We start from the raw sequence: 18516 nt of genomic DNA, 5'->3' as shown, positions 1-18516 counted from the left end.
GGCGCCGATCCGCCATGGTGCGGGATCGGATCCTCGGGAAGCCTCCATCCTGTTCCTCACCCCCGACGAGTGGAGCGCGCTTCGGCTCAGCCTGCTGGTGGCGAGCGTGGCGACGCTGGCGAGCCTGGCCCCGGGCCTCGCCGTCGCCTACCTCCTCGCCCGCCGGGAGTTCCGTGGCCGGGCCTTCCTCGACGGGCTGGTCCACCTGCCGCTGATCCTGCCGCCGGTGGTGACCGGCTACCTGCTGCTCCTCGCCTTCGGGCGCCGCGGCTGGTTCGGGGCGGCCTTGGCCGAGGTCGGCATCGTGTTCTCGTTCCGCTGGACCGGGGCGGCGCTCGCCTGCGCGGTGATGGGCTTCCCGCTGATGGTACGGGCGATGCGGCTCTCCCTCGAGGCGGTCGATCGCAAGCTCGAACAGGCCGCCGGGACCCTCGGGGCCTCGCCCGCTTCGGTGTTCCTCGTCGTCACGCTGCCGCTCGCCCTGCCGGGGATCCTGGCCGGCGCGGTGCTCGCCTTCGCCAAGGCGATGGGGGAGTTCGGCGCCACCATCACCTTCGTGTCGAACATCCCGGGCGAGACCCAGACCCTTCCCTCCGCGATCTACACCCTGACCCAGGTGCCGGGGGGCGAGGCCGGGGCGCTGCGCCTCACCCTGGTCTCGGTCGCCCTGTCGATGGCGGCCCTCCTCGCCTCGGAGGGGCTGGCCCGGCGGGCGCGGCGGCGGCTGGGCGCATGATCGAGGTCTCGGCATGATCGAGGTCGCGGTCCGGCACGTCCGCGGCGCCTTCGCCCTCGACGCGGCCTTCACCGCCGAGGGGCGGGTCACGGCCCTGTTCGGCCGCTCCGGCTCCGGCAAGTCGACCCTCGTCGACGTGATCGCCGGGCTCGTGCGGCCCGATCGCGGGCGGGTGGTGGTCGACGGCGTCACCCTCCTCGACACGGATCGCGGCGTGCGGGTGCCCGTGCACCGGCGCCGGATCGGCTACGTGTTCCAGGAGGCGCGGCTCCTGCCGCATCTGAGCGTGCGCCAGAACCTGCTGTTCGGGCGCTGGTTCTCCCGCGACCGCTCCGGCGGCAGAGGTCCAGCGGAGGACCCGAGCCTGGAGGCGGTGGCCGATCTCCTGGGCATCGCCCCCCTGCTCGACCGGCGGCCGGCCGGGCTGTCGGGCGGGGAGCGCCAGCGGGTGGCGATCGGCCGGGCGCTGCTGGCGCGCCCGCGGCTCCTCCTGATGGACGAGCCGCTCTCGGCCCTCGACGAGGCGCGCAAGGCCGAGATCCTGCCCTACGTGGCGCGCCTGCGCGACGAGGCGCGGGTGCCGATCGTCTATGTCAGCCATGCGGTCGCCGAGGTCGCGCGCCTCGCCGACACGGTGGTGGTGCTCGATCAGGGCAGGGTCGCGGCCTGCGGCCCCGCCGCCGAGGTCCTGCGCCGGGGCGCCCTCTTCCCGGGCGGCGAGACCGGCGCGCTCCTGCACCTCCGGGTTGCCGCCCACGACGACGTCTTCGGCCTCACCCGCCTCGACGGCCCGCCCGGCCGGCTGACGGTGCCGCGCCTCGGCCTGCCGGTGGGGGCCGGCGTGCGGGTGCGGGTGCGGGCCCGCGACGTGCTGGTGGCGCGCGAGGCGCCGCGCTCCCTGAGCGCCCGCAACGTGCTGTCCGGCACCGTCACCGCCGTGACGCCGGGCGACGGGCCCCATGCCCGGGTCGAGATCGCCTGCGGCGCCGCGAGCCTGGTCGCCGAGGTGACGCGGCTCGCCGTCCACGAGCTCGCCCTGGCGCCGGGCCTGCCGGTGGTGGCGATCGTCAAGAGCGTGGCGTTCGACGAGGAGACGATCGGGGCAGTGGAGATTTGAGTTGGAGCTGCGAGCGTCGGCAGCGCGCCGAGGTTCGAAAACGGCCGGATCGGATGGAGACAAGCGGTCCAACCGGCGCTAGGTTCCTTAACGTCAGGAGACACCTTCCCGGCTGCGAGAACCCCGTGGCGCGTGGGGTTTACGGTGGACATCGCCGGCCACCGTCGAAACCCGCAAGGGCTGAGCAGGCACGGCTGGGAAGGAGGTGAAGGATGTGATCGGCTTCCCGATGCTCACCATCACCATCGCGAAAAGCCCGACCGGATGGTCTCTGACCATCACGATCGGGCTCATGTAGCGACTAGGATCGCCTGACAGAGGGCTCGCGGACACCACCCGCGGGCCCTCACTGTCGAAGGTAGGGCCATCGGCCTCGCCGATCAATCAGTGCCAGCTGATTTTCGCGAATGGATCTCGTGCGTGGCGGTATAGACGAATGACGCTATGCCCTTCGGAACGGCACGACGCAACAATCCGGGTTCGCCCACATGGAACGGCGAAGTTCCGGCGAAGACAGCGGCCCGACCAGCGCTAGTTTCCTTGCGTCAGGCGATGCCTTCCCGGCTGCGAAGGCCCTGCGGCGCTCGGGGCTTGCGGCGGATCTCGCCGGCCGCCGTCGAGACCCGCAAGGGTCGAGCAGGCACGGCCGGGAAGGAGGTGAAGGATGTGATCGGCTTCCCGATGCTCACCATCACCATCGCGAAAAGCCCGACCGGATGGTCTCTGACCATCACGATTGGGCTCATGTAGCGAGCAGGTCTAACTGACAAGAGGGCTCGCGGACCGCCATCCGCGGGCTCTCGCCTTTGAACATAAGGTCAACGAGCCGCCCGATCAATCGACGCCAATCGATCTTTCCCCGGCGGCGCCGCTGCCCAAACGGAAACGGCGGGCTTTCCGGCCCGCCGCTCCGTCACACCATTAGGTCGCGACGCTCAGCGGGCGCCCGGCAGGCGCTGGGCCATCGCAAGGTGATGCTGCATCACCGGCAGGGCCTGCTGGACGTAGGAGCGCAGGGCCGGGTTCGGGCCCGACTGCGCGTAGGCCTGGTAGCTGGCGACGGTCATGCCGTGGGCCTGCACCTGCATGCGGGCGTAGGTGCGGTCGAAGGCCGGGCCGGCCGGGGTCTCGGCGAGTTCGGCGAGCATCGCCTGCTGCTGCGGGCCGAGCGGGATCGCACCGGTGGCCGCCGTGGTGGTCACGTCGCCGTCGAAATCGACCGCGTTGGCGCCGACCTGGGCGCCGCGAGCCGCGCCGGTGCCGAGGCCCTGGAGGCCGCCGACCGGGCCGCCCTGGAGGGTGCCACCGACCACGCCGGCCGCCGCACCGGTGGCCGCGCCGACCGCCCCGCCCGCGATGGCGAAGGGCGCCTCGACCAGGCCGCCGATGCCGTCGCCGTTGCCGCGAGCCACGTTCTCACGGCCGCCGAGCAGGGCGACGTTGGCGGCGCGGTGGTCGCGGATCATCTCGCGGGCGTACTCGCGGATGCGCGGGTTGCGCGACTTGTCGAGGGCGATCTGGCTCGACTTGACCTCGAACGCGTTCGACATCAGCGCCATCGAGCGGAACCCGTTGAAGCCACCGACCTGCGCGAAGGCGGGGGTCGCGAGAGCAACGGCGAGGCCGGTCAGGGCAACGAGCTTCTTCATGTCTGATCTCCTGGAATTCTGTTCTTGAGCATCACGTTCGGTCGTCGGCCGAACATCGAGCCGTCTATGCAGCTCGCCTTGGCCAGATCATTCTCGATAGAATGCATTCTTGGCAGGACGCTTTCGGGCTGGACAACGAGCTTTCGCGGACATTGTTCCCGCCGCTGCGTCATCATTCGAGGCGCCCGCCCCTGGCCGTGAGGCGGCCGCCTCCGGTATGAAGCGCCTCCATGCCCCGGACGGTCCGGGGCGGACGCGATGCGGCCTCCCGTGACACGCCCCACCTCGCTGCCGCTGATCCAGATCTTGCGGGCGCTCGCCGCCCTGATGGTCGCGGCCGGCCACGCGCAGTTCGAGGTCGCGGGCGTCGCGGCCCGGGCGGGCATCCCTTACGCGCCGGCGGCCTGGCTGCCCTGGCCGGCGGGGGTCGACGTGTTCTTCGTCATCTCCGGCTTCATCATCGTGCACGCGGCGTCCCCCCTGCACGGGCGGGCCGACGCGCGGAGGACTTTTCTCGCCCACCGAATCGCCCGGGTGGTGCCGCTCTACTGGCTCGCCACCACGCTCTACCTCGGCCTCGCCTTGCTCCGGCCGGGCCTCCTCGGCGCCGGCGCCGAGGGGCCGGCCGCCCTCGCCGCCTCGTACCTGTTCTGGCCGATGGCCCGGGCCGACGGGGCGGTGCAGCCGCTCTACTCCCTCGGCTGGACGCTCAACTACGAGATGGCGTTCTACGTACTCTTCGCCCTCACGTTGCCCTTGGGGCCGCGGCGGTCTGTCCTCGCCGTGCTCGCGCTCCTCGCCGGCCTCGTCGTCTTGGGGCAGGCGGCAGGGCCGCTGCCGGTGGCACCGGCCTTCTGGAGCGACCCGATCGTGCTCGAATTCGCCTGCGGGGCGGCGCTCGCCCTCGCGCGCCAGGAGGGCTGGCGCCTGCCGGGTCCCGTGCGCCTCGCGCTGGCGATCGCCGGCCTCGCCGTCCTGGCGCTGGCCGGCGAGGCGCCCGCCCTGCCCCGCTGCCTCGCCTGGGGCGGGCCGGCCGCGTTACTGGTCGCGGCCGCGGCTCTCGGGCCGGCGGGGACGGCCGGCGCCGGCTTGCGCCCGTTCGTCCTCCTGGGAGACGCGTCCTACGCCCTCTATCTCGCTCATCCCTTCGTCGTACGGGGCGTGCGCGTGGTCGCCGAAGCCGCCGGCCTCGCGGCCCCGCTCGGGCCGGGCCCGCTGACGGTCCTGATGCTGGTCCTCGCCGGCCTCGCCGCGCTCTTGCTGCACCGCATCGTCGAGCGACCCCTCACCCGGGCGGCGCGGGCGCTGCTCGAACCGGCGCCCAAGCCGGAACCGGCCGTGAATAAGGTCTGACAAGCCCGGTTCACCCCTTGCGGGGGCGGCTCGAACCCGTTGACACTCCATCGGCGGCATGCTGTTTCGCTATGCGATACGCGCATAAGCGCGAGTGAGGAAACGCAGGGGTGACGCGCCGACATGGCCCAACCGACCACCCACGTTGAGGAGCGGCCCCGCGCCGGTGCCAAAGGCCAGGACATCGTCCTGTCCACCGAAGGGCTGACCAAGGAGTTCAAGGGCTTTCGCGCCGTGAACGGCGTGACGCTCGAAGTGACGCGCGGCACCATCCATGCGCTGATCGGCCCGAACGGCGCCGGCAAGACCACCTGCTTCAACCTGCTGACGAAGTTCCTGACGCCGTCGGCGGGCTCGATCCGCTACAACGGCCGCGACATCACCGGCATGAAGCCGGCGGACGTGGCGCGGCTCGGCCTGGTGCGCTCGTTCCAGATCTCGGCGGTCTTCCCGCACCTGACGGTCAAGGAGAACGTCCGCATCGCGCTGCAGCGGCGCAAGCGCGGCGACTCCTTCGACTTCTGGCGCTCCGAGACCGTGCTGCGGGCGCTCAACCAGGAGGCGCTGCAGCTGGTCGAGGCGGTCGGCCTCTCCGATTTCGCCGACATTCCGGCGGTGGAGCTCTCCTACGGCCGCAAGCGGGCGCTGGAGATCGCCACGACGCTCGCCCTCGAACCCGAGATGCTGCTCCTCGACGAGCCGATGGCCGGCATGGGTCATGAGGACGTCGACCGGACCGCGGCGCTGATCCGCCGGGTCTCGAAGAACCGCACCATCCTGATGGTCGAGCACAACCTCTCGGTCGTCGCCTCGCTCTCCGACCGCATCACCGTGCTGGCGCGCGGCCAGGTGCTGGCGGAGGGCGATTACGCCACCGTGTCGAAGGATCCCCGCGTGGTTGAGGCCTATATCGGAGCCGGTCATGGCTGAGGCGGTGATGACGAAGCCGGTCGCGGCGGGCGCGGGCGCCGCCCCCCTCCTGGCGATCCAGGGGCTCGAGGGCTGGTACGGCGAGAGCCACGTGCTGCACGGCATCAGCTTCGACGTGAAGCCCGGCGAGGTGGTGACGCTGCTCGGCCGCAACGGCGCCGGCAAGACCACGACGCTCCGCGCCATCATCGGCATCCTGGGCAAGCGGAAAGGCTCGATCCGCTACGACGGCACCGAGACCATCGGCATGGCCTCGCGCAACATCGCCAAGCTCGGCCTCGGCTACGTGCCGGAGGAGCGCGGCATCTTCTCGAGCCTGTCGGTCTACGAGAACCTGATGCTGCCACCGCGGGTGAAGCCCGGCGGGATGACGGTGGAGCAGATCTACACCCTGTTCCCGAACCTCAAGGAGCGCTCGGGCAGCCAGGGCACCAAGCTCTCGGGCGGCGAGCAGCAGATGCTCGCCATCGGCCGCATCCTGCGCACCGGCGCCAAGCTGATCCTGCTCGACGAGCCGACCGAGGGCCTCGCCCCGGTCATCGTGCAGCAGATCGGCCGCACCATCGCCCGGCTGAAGACCGAGGGCTACACGATCGTCCTGGTGGAGCAGAACTTCCGCTTCGCCCAGACCGTGGCCGACCGGCACTTCGTGGTCGAGCAGGGCCGGGTGATCGACATGATCCCGAACGCCGAACTCGACGCCAACATCGACAAGCTGCACACCTATCTCGGCGTGTGATGCGGGTGCGGGTCCTCCTCGCGGCCCTCCTGGCGGGCCTCGCCTCGAGCGTGGCAGCCATGGCCGGAACGCCGGTGAAGATCGGCGTGCTGAACGACCGCTCGGGCGTCTACGCCGACATCTCGGGCGAGGGCTCGGTCGTCGCCGCCCGCATGGCGGTGGAGGATTTCCGCCCGCTCGGCCACGATCTCGCGGTGGAGATCGTGGCCGGCGACCACCAGAACAAGCCAGCCGTGGGGGCGGCGCTCGCCCGCGTCTGGTACGACCGGGAGGGGGTGGACGCGATCTTCGACGTGCCGACCTCCTCGGTGGCGCTCGCCGTCCACCAGGTCACCCGCGAGAGGAACAAGGTCTTCGTCGATTCCGGCGCCGGCACCGCCGACCTCACCGGGCCGGACTGCTCGCCCAACACCGTGCACTGGACCTTCGACACCGTGGCGCTCGCGAACGGCACCGGCGGCGCCATGGTCAAGCGCGGCGGCACCACCTGGTTCTTCGTCACCGCCGACTACGCCTTCGGCGAGGCGGTGCAGCGCGACACCACGGCGTTGATCCTGCGCAACGGCGGCACGGTGCTGGGCAGCGTCAAGACGCCGTTCCCGGCCTCGGACTTCGCGCCCGCCTTGCGCCAGGCGCAGGCGTCCGGCGCCAAGGTGATCGGGCTGGCGAATGCCGGCGGCGACACGATCGGGGCGGTGCGCGAGGCGGCGCGGCTGAAGGTGACGGAGGGCGGCCAGGCGCTGGCCGGCCTCTTGATCTTCTCCTCCGACATCCACTCCCTCACCCCGAAGGTGGCCCAGGGCCTGGTCCTGACCGAGCCGTTCTACTGGGACCTCAACGACGCTACCCGCGCCTTCTCCGACCGGTTCGCCCGCCGGTTCGGCGGCCGCAAGCCCACCGCCGCCCAGGCCGGGGTCTATGCCGGCGTGCTGCACTATCTCAAGGCCGTGTCGGCCCTGCGGTCGCGCGACGACGGTCGCCGGGTCGTGGCGAAGATGAAGGAGATCCCGACCGAAGATCCGCTCTTCGGCAAGGGCACCATCCGGCCCGACGGCCGCAAGATCCACGACATGTACCTGTTCGAGGTCAAGAAGCCGGCCGAATCGAAGGGCGAGTGGGACCTCTACCGGGTGCTCGCGACGATTCCCGGCAACGAGGCGTTCCGGCCCCTCGACCAGGGCGGCTGTCCGCTCGTCGTCAAGGCGGCGCAGGCGGAGGGGACGAGGCCCTGAAGCGCGGTCGTCGGCCCCGGCCGCGACCATGATGCGGGAACGGACGGAACCGCGCCCCGCGGGTTCGTCGGAAAGGGGGCCGGCAAGGCCCCGCACGAGAAGCGGGTGCGGCGCTCCTTGAGCGACGCCAAGCCCGCCCGGACAGCCGAAAGTCGCTTCGCCGCCGCGTGCGGGCGGTGTCATCAGGGAGGATGTTTGATGCTGAAACGGTTGTTGCTCGCCAGCGCGCTCTGCGCCGCAGCCAGTGTCCAGGCGCTGGCGCAGACGCCGGTGAAGATCGGCGTGCTGAACGACCGCTCGGGCGTCTACGCCGACATCTCGGGCGAGGGCTCCGTCGCCGCCGCCCGGATGGCGGTGGAAGACTTCAAGGCCGCCGAGAAGGGCCTGAAGGTCGAGATCGTCGCCGCCGACCACCAGAACAAGCCGGATGTCGGCGCCTCGATCGCCCGGCAATGGTACGACCGCGACGGCGTCGATGCGATCTTCGACGTGCCGACCTCGTCGGTGGCGCTCGCCATCAACCAGGTCACCCGCGAGAAGAACAAGGCCTTCGTCAATTCGGGCGCCGGCACCGCCGACCTGACCGGGCCGCAATGCTCGCCCAACACCGTGCACTGGACCTACGACACGGTGGCGCTCGGCAACGGCACCGGCGGCGCCATGGTCAAGCGCGGCGGCACCACCTGGTTCTTCCTCACCGCCGACTACGCCTTCGGCCAAGCCTTGCAGCGCGACACCACCGAGGTCGTGACCAAGAACGGCGGCAAGGTGATCGGCGCGGTCAAGACCCCGTTCCCGACCGCCGACTTCTCGTCCTTCCTGCTCCAGGCTCAAGGCTCGGGCGCCAAGGTGATCGGGCTGGCGAATGCCGGCGGCGACACCATCAACGCCATCAAGCAGGCGGCGGAGTTCGGCATCACCGAGGGCGGCCAGGCGATCGCCGGCCTGCTGATCTTCTCCTCGGACATCCACGCCCTGACGACGAAGACCGCGCAGGGCCTGGTCCTGACCGAGCCGTTCTACTGGGACCTCAACGACGGCACCCGCACCTTCTCCGACCGCTTCGCCAAGCAGGCCGGCGGCAAGAAGCCGACCGCGGTGCAGGCCGGCGTCTATGCCAGCGTGCTCCACTACCTCAAGGCGGTCGAGGCGCTGAAATCGGCCTCCGACGGGGGCAAGGTCGTGGCGAAGATGAAGGAGATCCCGACCGAGGATCCGCTCTTCGGCAAGGGCACCATCCGGCCCGACGGCCGCAAGATCCACGACATGTACCTGTTCGAGGTCAAGAAGCCGGCCGAGTCGAAGGGTCCCTGGGACCTCTACAAGACGCTGGCGACGATCCCCGGCAACGAGGCGTTCCGCCCGCTCAACCAGGGCAACTGCCCGCTGGTGAACAAGAGCTAGCTCAAGTTTGGGCCGGAGGCGCGAGGGCGCCGCCGGCCTCCCCAAACCCGGCCCGGTCCCCACGTGAGTCGCCAGACCCCATGCCCACGATCCTCGGCGTCCCCATGCAGGCGCTCTTCGGCCAGCTCCTGCTCGGCCTCATCAACGGCTCGTTCTACGCCATCCTGTCGCTCGGGCTGGCGATCATCTTCGGGCTGTTGAACATCATCAACTTCACCCACGGCGCGCAGTACATGATGGGCGCCTTCGTCGCCTGGATGCTGCTGAACTACGCCGGCCTCGGCTACTGGTGGGCGCTGCTGCTGGCGCCGATCGTGGTCGGCATCTTCGGGGTGATCCTGGAGCGGCTCCTGATCTCGCGGCTCTACAAGCTCGATCACCTCTACGGCCTGCTCCTGACCTTCGGCCTGGCGCTGATCATCCAGGGCCTGTTCCGCAACGAGTACGGCGTGTCGGGCCTGCCCTACGCGATCCCCTCCGAATTGTCGGGCGGCCAGCGCCTGCCCTTCATGTTCCTGCCGAACTACCGCGGCTGGGTCGTCGTCGCCTCGCTCGTCGTCTGCATCGCCACCTGGCTCGTGATCGAGAAGACCAAGCTCGGCGCGTACCTGCGGGCCGCCACCGAGAACCCGACCCTGGTCCAGGCCTTCGGGGTGAACGTGCCGCTGCTGCTGACCCTGACCTACGGCTTCGGCGTCGCGCTCGCCGCCTTCGCGGGCGTGCTCGCCGCCCCGGTCTACTCGGTGAACCCGAACATGGGCGCCGACATCATCATCGTGGTGTTCGCGGTCGTGGTGATCGGCGGCATGGGGTCGATCCTCGGCTCGATCGTCACCGGCTTCACCCTCGGGCTGATCGAGGGCCTGACCAAGGTGTTCTACCCGGAAGCCTCCTCGACCGTGATCTTCGTCATCATGGTGCTGGTGCTGCTGGTGAAGCCCGCCGGCCTGTTCGGCCGCACCGCCTGACCGCCTCGCCTGAAGGAACGCAACGATGTCCTCCGCCGCGGCGTCCACCGACGCCACCCCGATCGCCACCGCCCTGCCCGAGGGCCGGGACGCCAAGGCGTTCCACCGCCTCGTCTTCGTCATCATCGCGATCCTGCTCGCGGTGCTGCCCTTCATCCTGTATCCCGTCTTCCTGATGAAGGTTTTGTGCTTCGCGCTGTTCGCGCTGGCCTTCAACCTGCTCCTCGGATACGGCGGCCTGCTCTCCTTCGGCCACGCCGCCTATTTCGGCATGGCGAGCTACGTCACCGCCTACACCGCCAAGGTCTGGGGCCTCACCCCGGAGCTCGCGATCCTCGGCGGTACCCTCATGGCGGCGCTGCTGGGCCTCGTCTTCGGGGCGCTCGCCATCCGGCGCCAGGGCATCTACTTCTCGATGATCACCCTGGCGCTCGCCCAGATGGTGTTCTTCTTCTCGCTGCAGGCGAAGTTCACCGGCGGCGAGGACGGCATCCAGGCCGTGCCGCGCGGCCACCTGTTCGGGGTCATCAGCCTCGCCGACGACCGGGTGCTCTACGCGCTCGTCGCGGTGATTTTCTTCCTCGGGCTGCTGCTGATCTACCGCATCATCCACTCGCCGTTCGGCCAGGTGCTGAAGGCGATCCGCGACAACGAGCCCCGCGCGATCTCGCTCGGTTACCGCGCCAACCAGTACAAGCTCGCGGTGTTCGTGCTCTCGACCACGCTGGCGGGCCTTGCCGGCTCGACCAAGGCGATCGTGTTCCAGCTCGCCTCGCTGACCGACGTGCACTGGTCGATGTCGGGCGAGGTGGTGCTGATGACGCTCGTCGGCGGCATGGGCACGGTGTTCGGCCCGATTCTCGGCTCCTTCGTCATCATCGCGATGGAGAACTACCTGGCCCAGTTCGGCGCCTGGGTGACGATCATCCAGGGCTTCGTGTTCGTGATCTGCGTGCTGGTGTTCCGCGAGGGAATTCTCGGGCTCGTGGCGCGGACGCTGAAGCGGCCGCTCTAGCTGTATCCGGGTTGGCATGAAGGCGGCGCCGGCCCCGCGAGGGGCCGGAGCCGTCGTCGTTCAGGCCTCTATCGGAATTCCGCCGGACTTGAGCGGTGCCGCGCCGGCCGATCTTCTCTCCCATCCGCGACCTCATCCTGAGGTGTGAGCGAAGCGAGCCTCGAAGGAAGCCTCCAGAGAGCGCCAAGACATCTGGAGGCCTGCGTCGAGGCCAACCGATCTTTGATCGGCCGGCACCTCAGGATGAGGTGGCGGATGGGACTTTTCGAAGGGTCCGGTGGGGGCTCCCCTCACCGCCCCCGCCCGTCCCGCCACTTCAGGAACTCCTGGTACAGCTGGTCGCGGTCGACCTCGCCCGCGCCCCGGCGCTGGCCTAGGAACTGCGCCACCTCGCCGGGCGCCGCCGCGACCCGCGGGGCCGGGGCGATGCGGTTCTCCAGCCAGTCCCTGGCCGCGGGGAAGCGGGGCCAGTCGGCGACTTCGGCGGTGAGGTTCACCTCGCGCCATTTCGGGTGCCGGGGCGCCTTGAGGAAGCTGTCGTACTGGCTGAAGAAGGCGTCGACGAAACGCGCGATGCGGTTGTAGCGCTCGCTGCCCTTCGGCCAGTTATAGGCCGCCAGGATGGAGCCGACCGCCAGCGTGCGCACGGCGTTCCCCTCCGGCGCGAGGCGCGGATAATCGGCGTGGGTCAGCTCCGCCGGCATGTAGCTCTCGGCGACGCCGCCCGCGAAGGGCACGTCGAGCAGGTGGAAGCGGTCGCCGCCCTGGAACTCGGCCAGCACCGCCACGGGCTTGGCCGCCACCGAGACCACGGCGGCGATCTCGCCCCGCTCCAGCATGCCGAGCGCCGTCGGCTGGTCGACGTTGACCGCGTCGACGTCCAGGCTCAGGCCCGCGAACATCGCCCGGCCGGACGCGTCGGTGCCGCTCCCGCGCACGTCGAAGCTCACCTTCCGGCCGGCGAGCTGGCGGATGTCGGTGATCTCCCGCGCGGCCACCACGTGCAGCTCGTCGTTGAACAGCCGGGCGATGTAGGCGATGTGCGACTGGGCGTTGCCGACCCGCTTGTCCTTGCGCAGCTGGTCGAGGGAATCGGTGCGCACGAAGGCGATGTCGATCCCCCGCAGGTAGCGCAGGTCGTAGGCGTTCTGTCCGGCGCCCTTGCCCATCACCGGCAGGACCCGCAGGTCCTTGACGCCGTCGAGCACGAAGGCGAGGTCGCTCGCCATGCGGAAATAGGTGCCGCCCGGCGTGCCCGAGATCACCGCCACCGTGTTGGCGTTGAGGTGGCTGCCGAGCGCCACGTCCTCGGCGCTCTCCCGCGGGGCGGAGGCCGGCGACCGCGGCTTCGGGGGCATGGTCCGGGCCGGCCGGGCCGGCGCCGGGGCCGCGACGGGCGGGGGATCGGCGGGTTGCGCGCCGGCCTCGGGGCCGGTCCAGGGCAGCAGGAGGGCGAGCCAGAGCGCGGCGCGGCGGGTCATGCAATCTCTCCCCGTCCCAGCATCATTCGCCGAAGTGGTCGCCGGTTCGGCGCTGAATTGATGCAAAAACAAGACCCTGAGCAGGACTGCACCAGGCGGTCCTGCTCAGGGTGCGGATCACTCGCCGCCCCAGGGGGCGGCGAGCGAGGGCACGAAGGGGGCCGGCAGGCCGGCCTGGCGGACCGGGTTGATCCAGCCCGGCTGTCCGCGATGCGTGGGACCGGCCGGCGTCTCCGCGGGATCCCGGCTCGCGACGTCCCGGTTCGCCGGGCTCACATCGATCGGGCCCTGGCTCCCTTGCGCCTGGCGGTACAGGGCGCTCGCCTTCTCGGGATCGCCGCGCAGGCCGCGGACCTGCAGGGCGGCGAGCCTGTCGGGGTCGTAGGTCTCGGCGAGGAGCGCCGTCGCCTTCGCGCTGCCGCTGCGCACGCCGAGGGTGAGGAAGAGCCGCGCCCCGCTGATGTCGCCGCGCCCGAGCAGGACCGCGACCCGCGCCAGCAGGCGCGCCTCGTCGAGCGTCTCGGCGGCGCCTGCCGGCACCAGCACGGTCGACGGCGCTGCCGGCACTGCCGGGCCGGGGCGGGCCTGGAGCACCGGCGCGGGCTGGTGCGCCTTCGCGGCCCTGGAGACCGGGAGGCTGGCCTCGTCCCCGCGGTCGCGGCCGGCCTTCAGGCGGTCGAGACGCCCGCGGGTCTCGGCGGCGACCCGCTCGGCGGCGAGCCGACCCTGCTCGGCCCGGTCGCGGGCGCCGGCGGTCTGCGCCTCGCGGGCGACCGCCTCGGACTGGGCGACCTGGGCGGCGCGCAGCGCGACGGCGAGGCGGCGCAGGCCCGCCCGCATCATCGCCCGCTCCCGCGAGGCGGCCTGGGCCTGCGCCTGGTGGGCGACCTGCGCGGCCTCGGCCGCGGTCTCCAGCACGGCGACGCGCCGGCGCGCCTCGGCGAGGGCCACCGCCAGCTGCTCGGACCGCGCTCGCTCCTCCGCGAGCGCCTGCCGGCGCTCCTCCGCGATCTCCTCCGCGGCCCGGCGGGTCTCCTCGGCGGCGGTCGCGGCCTGCGCCGTCGCGCCGTCCGGCGCGTGCGCCTGTGCCGCCCGCGTCCGCAATTCCTCGACCTCGGCCCTCGCGGCGATCAGGTCGCGGCGGGCGGTCATCGCGGCGTCGGACAGGGCGTTGGCGCGCGCCTCCTCCTGCTCCAGGCGCCGCCGGGCCGTGTCCGCCTCGGCCTCCGCCTGCCGCACCCGCCCCTCGGCCCGCCGCCGGACCTCGTCGAGGGCCTGCGTGTCCGCAACGGCCCGTACGGGCTCGGGTGTCTTGGATGTCGTGCGGGCGGGATCACGCGGCGGACTCGCCGGATCGCCGGCCTGGTCGCCCGTCGGGCGGACCGGCTCTGCCGCTTGACCGCTCCCTTGGCCGTTCGCTTGGCCGCCCCCTTGCCGGGCCAGGATGACGCGCGCCTGCATCTGGCGCGGCACGCCGGCCCGGTCGGCGTCGGAGACGTCGGTCCAGGCCTGGGCGGCGGGTGGGCGCGCCGCCGGGACCGGCTCCGCCGGCGGCGCGCCTCCCTCGATCGTCAGCATCGCGCCGAGCACCCCCAGCGCCAGGCATCCTGCCAGGCCGAGCCAGAATTTCATGACGCGCCCCTCCGGCGTGAGCGGGCGGGTCTCCACGGGGGAGAGCCGCGCCGTCTCCTCGCGGCCGACATTGGGCCGTTGGGGCAGTCGGGAGCTATCTGCGCGATGGGGGCGGTCGGGGCCCCTACCCTCCCCCGAAAGGCGTAAGCCGCACTTCCCCCTTTCGGGTCAGGCGAGCGCCCGCCGGATCGCGGCCCGGACCCGCTCCGGGGCCTCGAAGGGAAGGAAATGGGTGGTGCCCGGCAGCGTCTCGACCGCGACCGGTCCGCGGCTCTCGGCGAGCGCGCAGGTGCTGCCGGTCTCGGCCCGCAGGATCTCGGCCGGGCAGGACAGGCGGGCGAGCGCCCCCCAGGAATCGTGCCCTTGGGCCATGTAGTTCGACGCTTCCCAGGCCCCCGGGCAGGCCAGCGTCACGCCGCCCGGACAACTCCGGAAGCCGTCCGCGACGTAATCGGCGAGCGGCGCCTCCGGCCAGGTGCGGAACGCCCCGCGTCCGCGATAGGCGGCGAGCGCCTCCTCCCGGGACGGGAAGTCGCTGCGTCGCTTCAGCGCCCTTTCGGCGATCTCGGGATGGCCCTCGCCGCGGCGTTCCGGCGGCGGGATCACCGGATCGAGGAGCACGAGGCGGCGCACCCGTTCCGGCCGCGCGGCGGCGGCGAGCAGCGAGACGGTCCCGCCCATCGAGTGGCCGATCAGCACCAGGGGCGGCGCATCGAGCCGGTCCAAGAGCCGGTCCAAGAGCCGGTCCATGAGGGCGACGAGGTCGTCGGTGACGTCCTGCCAGTCGCTTCGCCCGGCGGGCTCCGCCGGCAGGGTGGTGCGGCCGTGGCCGCGATGGTCGTAGGCGAGGATCCGCCGGTCGGCGAGCGGCGCCAGCAGGCTGCGATAGGTGCGGGCGTTGAAGCCGTTGGCGTGCAGGAGGAGCGCGTCGAGGGGCCGGTCGGCCGGCCCGAATTCGAGCGCCGCGAGGTGCCCCCCGGACGGGTCGCCGATGTCGATCGTCCGCCGCACGAAACCGGTGTCGCTCACGCCCGTATCCCCTTCGGTCGCGCCAGGGCGGTGCCGGCGGCGCCCAGCGCCATCAGGACCGCCGTGCCGAGGAAGACCGCCCGCATGCCGATATGCCCGCCGACGAAGCCGCCGAGCAGCGGCCCCACCACCTGCCCGACATATTGCGACGAGGTGGAATAGCCCAGCATCGTCCCGGCCACCCGGTCGGGCACCGAGTGGCGGATCACGCTGGCGATGCAGGGCAGGAGGCCGCCGAGCGCCAGGCCCATGAGGAAGCGCAGGGCGACGAGCTGCCACTCGCTCGTCACCAGGGCCTGGGGCACGAGGAGCACCGCCGAGGCGGTCAGGCTCGCGGTGATGACGGTCCAGGGGCCGATCCGGTCGGCGAGGCGTCCGAGCCGCGGCGCCGACAGGATGCTCCCCAAGGCGGTCGCCGACATCGCGAGCCCCGCGACCAGGGTGACCCGGGCGGGATCGGGGGTGAGCTCGGCGACGTAGACGGTGATGATCGGTTCGACCGACATCACGGCCAGCATCAGGAGCATCCCGGTCGCCAGCATGGCGAGCGCCGGGCCCTTGTCCGGGATGCTGGCGAAGCCGCCGCCGCCCCGGGCGGATTTCGGCGGGCGCGGCTCCTCGCGGATCAGGAACAGCGTCGCCAGGAAGGCGAGGAAGATCACCCCGCCCGCGGCGAAGAAGGTGGCGCGGATGCCGATGACCGGCGGCAGCACCCCGCCGACGAGCGGCCCGACGAGGTTGCCCGCCATGATGCCCGAGGCCAGCGTCCCGAGCGCCCAGGCCGAGCGGTCCTTCGGCGTCTGCGTCGCGATCAGCACCGTCGAGCCCGAGGCGTAGCCGCCGAGCAGCCCCGCGAGCAGCCGCAGGCCCACGAGCTGCCAGACGTTGCCGGCGAGCCCGATCAGCGACATCGCCACCGCCATGCCGAGGCTCGCCCGGATCAGCATCAGCTTGCGGCCGTAGAGGTCGGCGAGGCGTCCCCAGAGCGGCGCCACCAGGGCGGCGCTGAAGAAGGTCGCCCCGAAGGCGACGCCGGACCACTGGACGATCGCCGCCTGGTCCTTGACGCCGAGCTCCTCGACGTAGAGCGGCAGGAACGGCAGCAGCAGCGTCATCGCCACGATGGTGGTGAAGGAGCCGAACACGCAGACCGCGAGGTTGCGCCGCCAATAGGCCTCCGCCGGCACCTCGGCCGGAGCCGCGAGGCTGCTGTCGCGGGTCATCGTCGTTTCCCCTCCCCCGTCACGCGTTCGCCATCGAGACGCTGGCTTCTCCTCCCCCGCCCGCAGGGAGAGGCGATGCGCGCGATCCGGTGTGTGAAGCGACAGGCCTTTCCGGAGGAGAAGCCTGCGCTGCTCGCAAAATTCAGAAGTCGGACCGTAGACGCCTCCTTGCCTGGCGCGAAGCCGCCTTCGCCGCGCGCCGTCATGCCCCCATGTCATGCCCCCATGTCATGCCCCCCGCCGCCACTCCGGCCAGGCCGCGACGCGGTGCACCAGGCGCCGGTCCCGCGCCACCTCGCCGAACGGCGCCAGGACCCACTCCCATTCGCGCGGCGCCGGCCCCGGATCGACGCCGTAGAGGAGATCGATCCGCTCCAGGACCCGCCCGTCCCGGTCCTCCTCGGTCTCGTCGCGGTCGGCGACGAGGCAGACGCGGGCCGGGAGCCCCGCCAGGGCGTCGAGATGGGCCGCCACGATGCGGGCGCCGAAGGCCTCCGGGTCGGTCCAGGGCCCGAGACGGCCCGCCGCCTCGAGCCGCGCCACCGGCAGGATCGGCAGCTGCGACAGGAGGTTGGCCGAGACCACGAGGTCGGCCTCGCGGCAGACCGGCGGCAGAACCGGCCCGAACCCCTCGCCGCGGCCGAGCAGCAGGTCCTGCGTGCCGCTCAGGTCGTGGACGAGGCGCGCGACGTTGGGGTGGCCGCGCGCCCGGAGGCGCCCCCGCCAGGGATGCACCGCATCGACCAGCACCACCCGCCGGAACGCGCCGGCGAGGCTATCGATCGGCACGTCGTCGAGGAGGCCGGAGCCCAGCACCACGGCGGTGTCGCGCCGGGGAAGGTTGTCCATCGCCGCCCGCACCGCGTCCTTCGCCGCCGCCAGGTGCGGCGCCCAGGCGGCCCGGCAACGCCGCGAGCGCGAGGCGAGCCGCACGCTGTCGCCGGCATAGCCGAGGCGCCGCGCCGCCGGCGAGGCCGGCTGGACGAGCCAGTGCAGCAGGTCGAGGAGCACTAAAGCCCGCCGGCCTCCACCACGAACCGCGCCACCGCCTCGACGCCGTCGCCGTGGCGCAAGGAGGCGAACACATAGGGGCGCGTGCCGCGCATCCGCTTCGTGTCCTCCTCCATCACCCCGAGATCGGCGCCGACGAGGGGCGCGAGGTCGGTCTTGTTGATGACGAGGAGATCCGAGCGGGTGATGCCGGGACCGCCCTTGCGCGGGATCTTTTCTCCGCCGGCGACGTCGATGACGTAGATCGTCAGGTCGGCGAGCTCCGGCGAGAAGGTCGCCGCGAGGTTGTCGCCGCCGGATTCGAGCAGCACCAGGTCGAGGGCGGGGAAGCGCCGGCGCATCTCGGCCACCGCCGCGAGGTTGATCGAGGCGTCCTCGCGGATCGCCGTGTGCGGGCAGCCGCCGGTCTCGACGCCCATGATCCGCTCCTCGGCCAAGGCGCCGGCCACGGTGAGGAGGCGCGCATCCTCCTTGGTGTAGATGTCGTTGGTGATGGCGCAGAGGTCGTAGCGCTCGCGCAGGGCCTTGCACAGGCCCTCCATCAGGGCGGTCTTGCCCGATCCGACCGGGCCGCCGATGCCGACCCGCAAAGGTCCATGAGTGGACGTCATGGTGTGTTCGATCTCCGTGAGAATCAGTACAGCCGCCCGCCATTCGGCACCGGCCGCTCGGGCGCGATCAGCACGACGGCGCCCTCTTCGTCCGGTACCCCGAGGGTCAGGACCTCGGAGCGCACCGGGCCGACCTGGCGCGGGGGCAGGTTGACGACGCAGAGCACCTGCCGGCCGATCAGCGCCTCGGGCGTGTAATGCACGGTCACCTGGGCGGAGGACTTTTTCAGGCCGAGCGCCTCGCCGAGATCGATGACGAGCCGGTAGGCCGGGCGGCGCGCCTGCGGGATCGGCGCCGCCTCGACGATGGTGCCGACCCGCACGTCGAGCTTCAGGAAGTCGTCGATGGCGATCGGGGCCGGCGGCTGGGTCTCGTCCATGGGATA

General features: G+C 71.7%; 18 protein-coding genes. 9 read left to right on the top strand and 9 right to left on the bottom strand.

The genetic code is table 11. The annotated features are described in order from the left end of the window. Positions 1–46 precede the first annotated feature (46 nt). Both modB and modC read left to right on the top strand, forming a co-directional pair. Positions 47–736 carry a molybdate ABC transporter permease subunit gene (gene modB, locus DK412_RS24415; protein ID WP_109975467.1) on the top strand — a complete coding sequence of 230 codons (690 nt, stop codon included), beginning with the start codon at positions 47–49 and terminating at the stop codon, positions 734–736. A 13-nt stretch (positions 737–749) separates the two neighbouring features. Further along, a complete protein-coding gene (gene modC, locus DK412_RS24410; RefSeq protein WP_109974083.1) occupies positions 750–1853 on the top strand; it encodes a molybdenum ABC transporter ATP-binding protein in 1104 nt (367 codons plus the stop codon). Positions 1854–2398: 545 nt separating this feature from the next. On the opposite strand, the gene DK412_RS24405 is transcribed toward modC, so the two are convergent. Both DK412_RS24405 and DK412_RS24400 read right to left on the bottom strand, forming a co-directional pair. Beyond that, positions 2399–2599 carry a hypothetical protein gene (locus DK412_RS24405; RefSeq protein ID WP_162596289.1) on the bottom strand — a complete coding sequence of 67 codons (201 nt, stop codon included), beginning with the start codon at positions 2597–2599 and terminating at the stop codon, positions 2399–2401. Positions 2600–2788: 189 nt separating this feature from the next. After that, a complete protein-coding gene (locus DK412_RS24400; protein ID WP_109974081.1) occupies positions 2789–3502 on the bottom strand; it encodes a DUF4142 domain-containing protein in 714 nt (237 codons plus the stop codon). 270 nt (positions 3503–3772) lie between these two features. On the opposite strand from DK412_RS24400, the gene DK412_RS24395 reads away from it, so the two are divergent. The 7 genes from DK412_RS24395 (at position 3773) to DK412_RS24365 (ending at position 11143) form a co-directional block, all read left to right on the top strand. Continuing rightward, a complete protein-coding gene (locus tag DK412_RS24395; protein WP_245447233.1) occupies positions 3773–4855 on the top strand; it encodes an acyltransferase in 1083 nt (360 codons plus the stop codon). A gap of 123 nt (positions 4856–4978) precedes the next feature. Continuing rightward, positions 4979–5785 (top strand): ABC transporter ATP-binding protein, encoded by an 807-nt coding sequence (locus DK412_RS24390; RefSeq protein ID WP_109974080.1) that lies wholly within the window; start codon positions 4979–4981, stop codon positions 5783–5785. Then, positions 5778–6524: an ABC transporter ATP-binding protein gene (locus DK412_RS24385; protein ID WP_245447231.1), complete on the top strand. Its 747-nt coding sequence runs from the start codon at positions 5778–5780 to the stop codon at positions 6522–6524. Before DK412_RS24390 ends, DK412_RS24385 begins: the two co-directional genes overlap by 8 nt. Continuing rightward, positions 6524–7756, top strand: a complete 1233-nt coding sequence (locus DK412_RS24380; protein ID WP_109974079.1) for an ABC transporter substrate-binding protein — start codon at positions 6524–6526, stop codon at positions 7754–7756. The genes DK412_RS24385 and DK412_RS24380 overlap by 1 nt, the downstream gene beginning before the upstream one ends. A 198-nt stretch (positions 7757–7954) precedes the next feature. Next, positions 7955–9160: an ABC transporter substrate-binding protein gene (locus DK412_RS24375; protein WP_109974078.1), complete on the top strand. Its 1206-nt coding sequence runs from the start codon at positions 7955–7957 to the stop codon at positions 9158–9160. Positions 9161–9240: 80 nt separating this feature from the next. Then, positions 9241–10128 carry a branched-chain amino acid ABC transporter permease gene (locus DK412_RS24370; RefSeq protein ID WP_093569944.1) on the top strand — a complete coding sequence of 296 codons (888 nt, stop codon included), beginning with the start codon at positions 9241–9243 and terminating at the stop codon, positions 10126–10128. A gap of 25 nt (positions 10129–10153) precedes the next feature. Further along, positions 10154–11143 (top strand): branched-chain amino acid ABC transporter permease, encoded by a 990-nt coding sequence (locus tag DK412_RS24365; RefSeq protein WP_109974077.1) that lies wholly within the window; start codon positions 10154–10156, stop codon positions 11141–11143. A gap of 290 nt (positions 11144–11433) precedes the next feature. Here DK412_RS24365 and DK412_RS24360 read toward each other — a convergent pair whose 3' ends face one another. From DK412_RS24360 to DK412_RS24330, 7 genes are all read right to left on the bottom strand, one after another. Then, the gene (locus tag DK412_RS24360) at positions 11434–12624 is read right to left on the bottom strand and encodes a TAXI family TRAP transporter solute-binding subunit (protein WP_245447229.1); all 1191 of its coding nucleotides are present in this window, start codon (positions 12622–12624) and stop codon (positions 11434–11436) included. A gap of 117 nt (positions 12625–12741) precedes the next feature. Then, a complete protein-coding gene (locus DK412_RS24355; protein ID WP_162596288.1) occupies positions 12742–14256 on the bottom strand; it encodes a hypothetical protein in 1515 nt (504 codons plus the stop codon). A 168-nt stretch (positions 14257–14424) separates the two neighbouring features. Continuing rightward, on the bottom strand, positions 14425–15285 hold the full coding sequence (locus DK412_RS24350; RefSeq protein WP_109974075.1) for an alpha/beta hydrolase: 861 nt from the start codon (positions 15283–15285) through the stop codon (positions 14425–14427). Next, on the bottom strand, positions 15282–16508 hold the full coding sequence (locus DK412_RS24345) for an MFS transporter (RefSeq protein WP_109974074.1): 1227 nt from the start codon (positions 16506–16508) through the stop codon (positions 15282–15284). The genes DK412_RS24350 and DK412_RS24345 overlap by 4 nt, the downstream gene beginning before the upstream one ends. Before the next feature lie 228 nt (positions 16509–16736). Next, positions 16737–17519: a hypothetical protein gene (locus DK412_RS24340; RefSeq protein ID WP_109974073.1), complete on the bottom strand. Its 783-nt coding sequence runs from the start codon at positions 17517–17519 to the stop codon at positions 16737–16739. After that, entirely contained in the window at positions 17519–18130 is a 612-nt protein-coding gene (gene ureG / locus DK412_RS24335) for an urease accessory protein UreG (protein WP_109974072.1), read from the bottom strand. The genes DK412_RS24340 and ureG overlap by 1 nt, the downstream gene beginning before the upstream one ends. Before the next feature lie 23 nt (positions 18131–18153). Continuing rightward, the gene (locus DK412_RS24330; RefSeq protein ID WP_109974071.1) at positions 18154–18510 is read right to left on the bottom strand and encodes a tRNA-binding protein; all 357 of its coding nucleotides are present in this window, start codon (positions 18508–18510) and stop codon (positions 18154–18156) included. Positions 18511–18516: the final 6 nt, after the last annotated feature.

It is taken from the genome of Methylobacterium sp. 17Sr1-1, from assembly GCF_003173775.1.
In the GTDB taxonomy this organism is placed as follows: Bacteria; Pseudomonadota; Alphaproteobacteria; order Rhizobiales; family Beijerinckiaceae; genus Methylobacterium.
The sequence above is the reverse complement of the archived record's forward strand: the minus strand, read 5'-3'. Positions and strand labels throughout refer to the sequence as shown.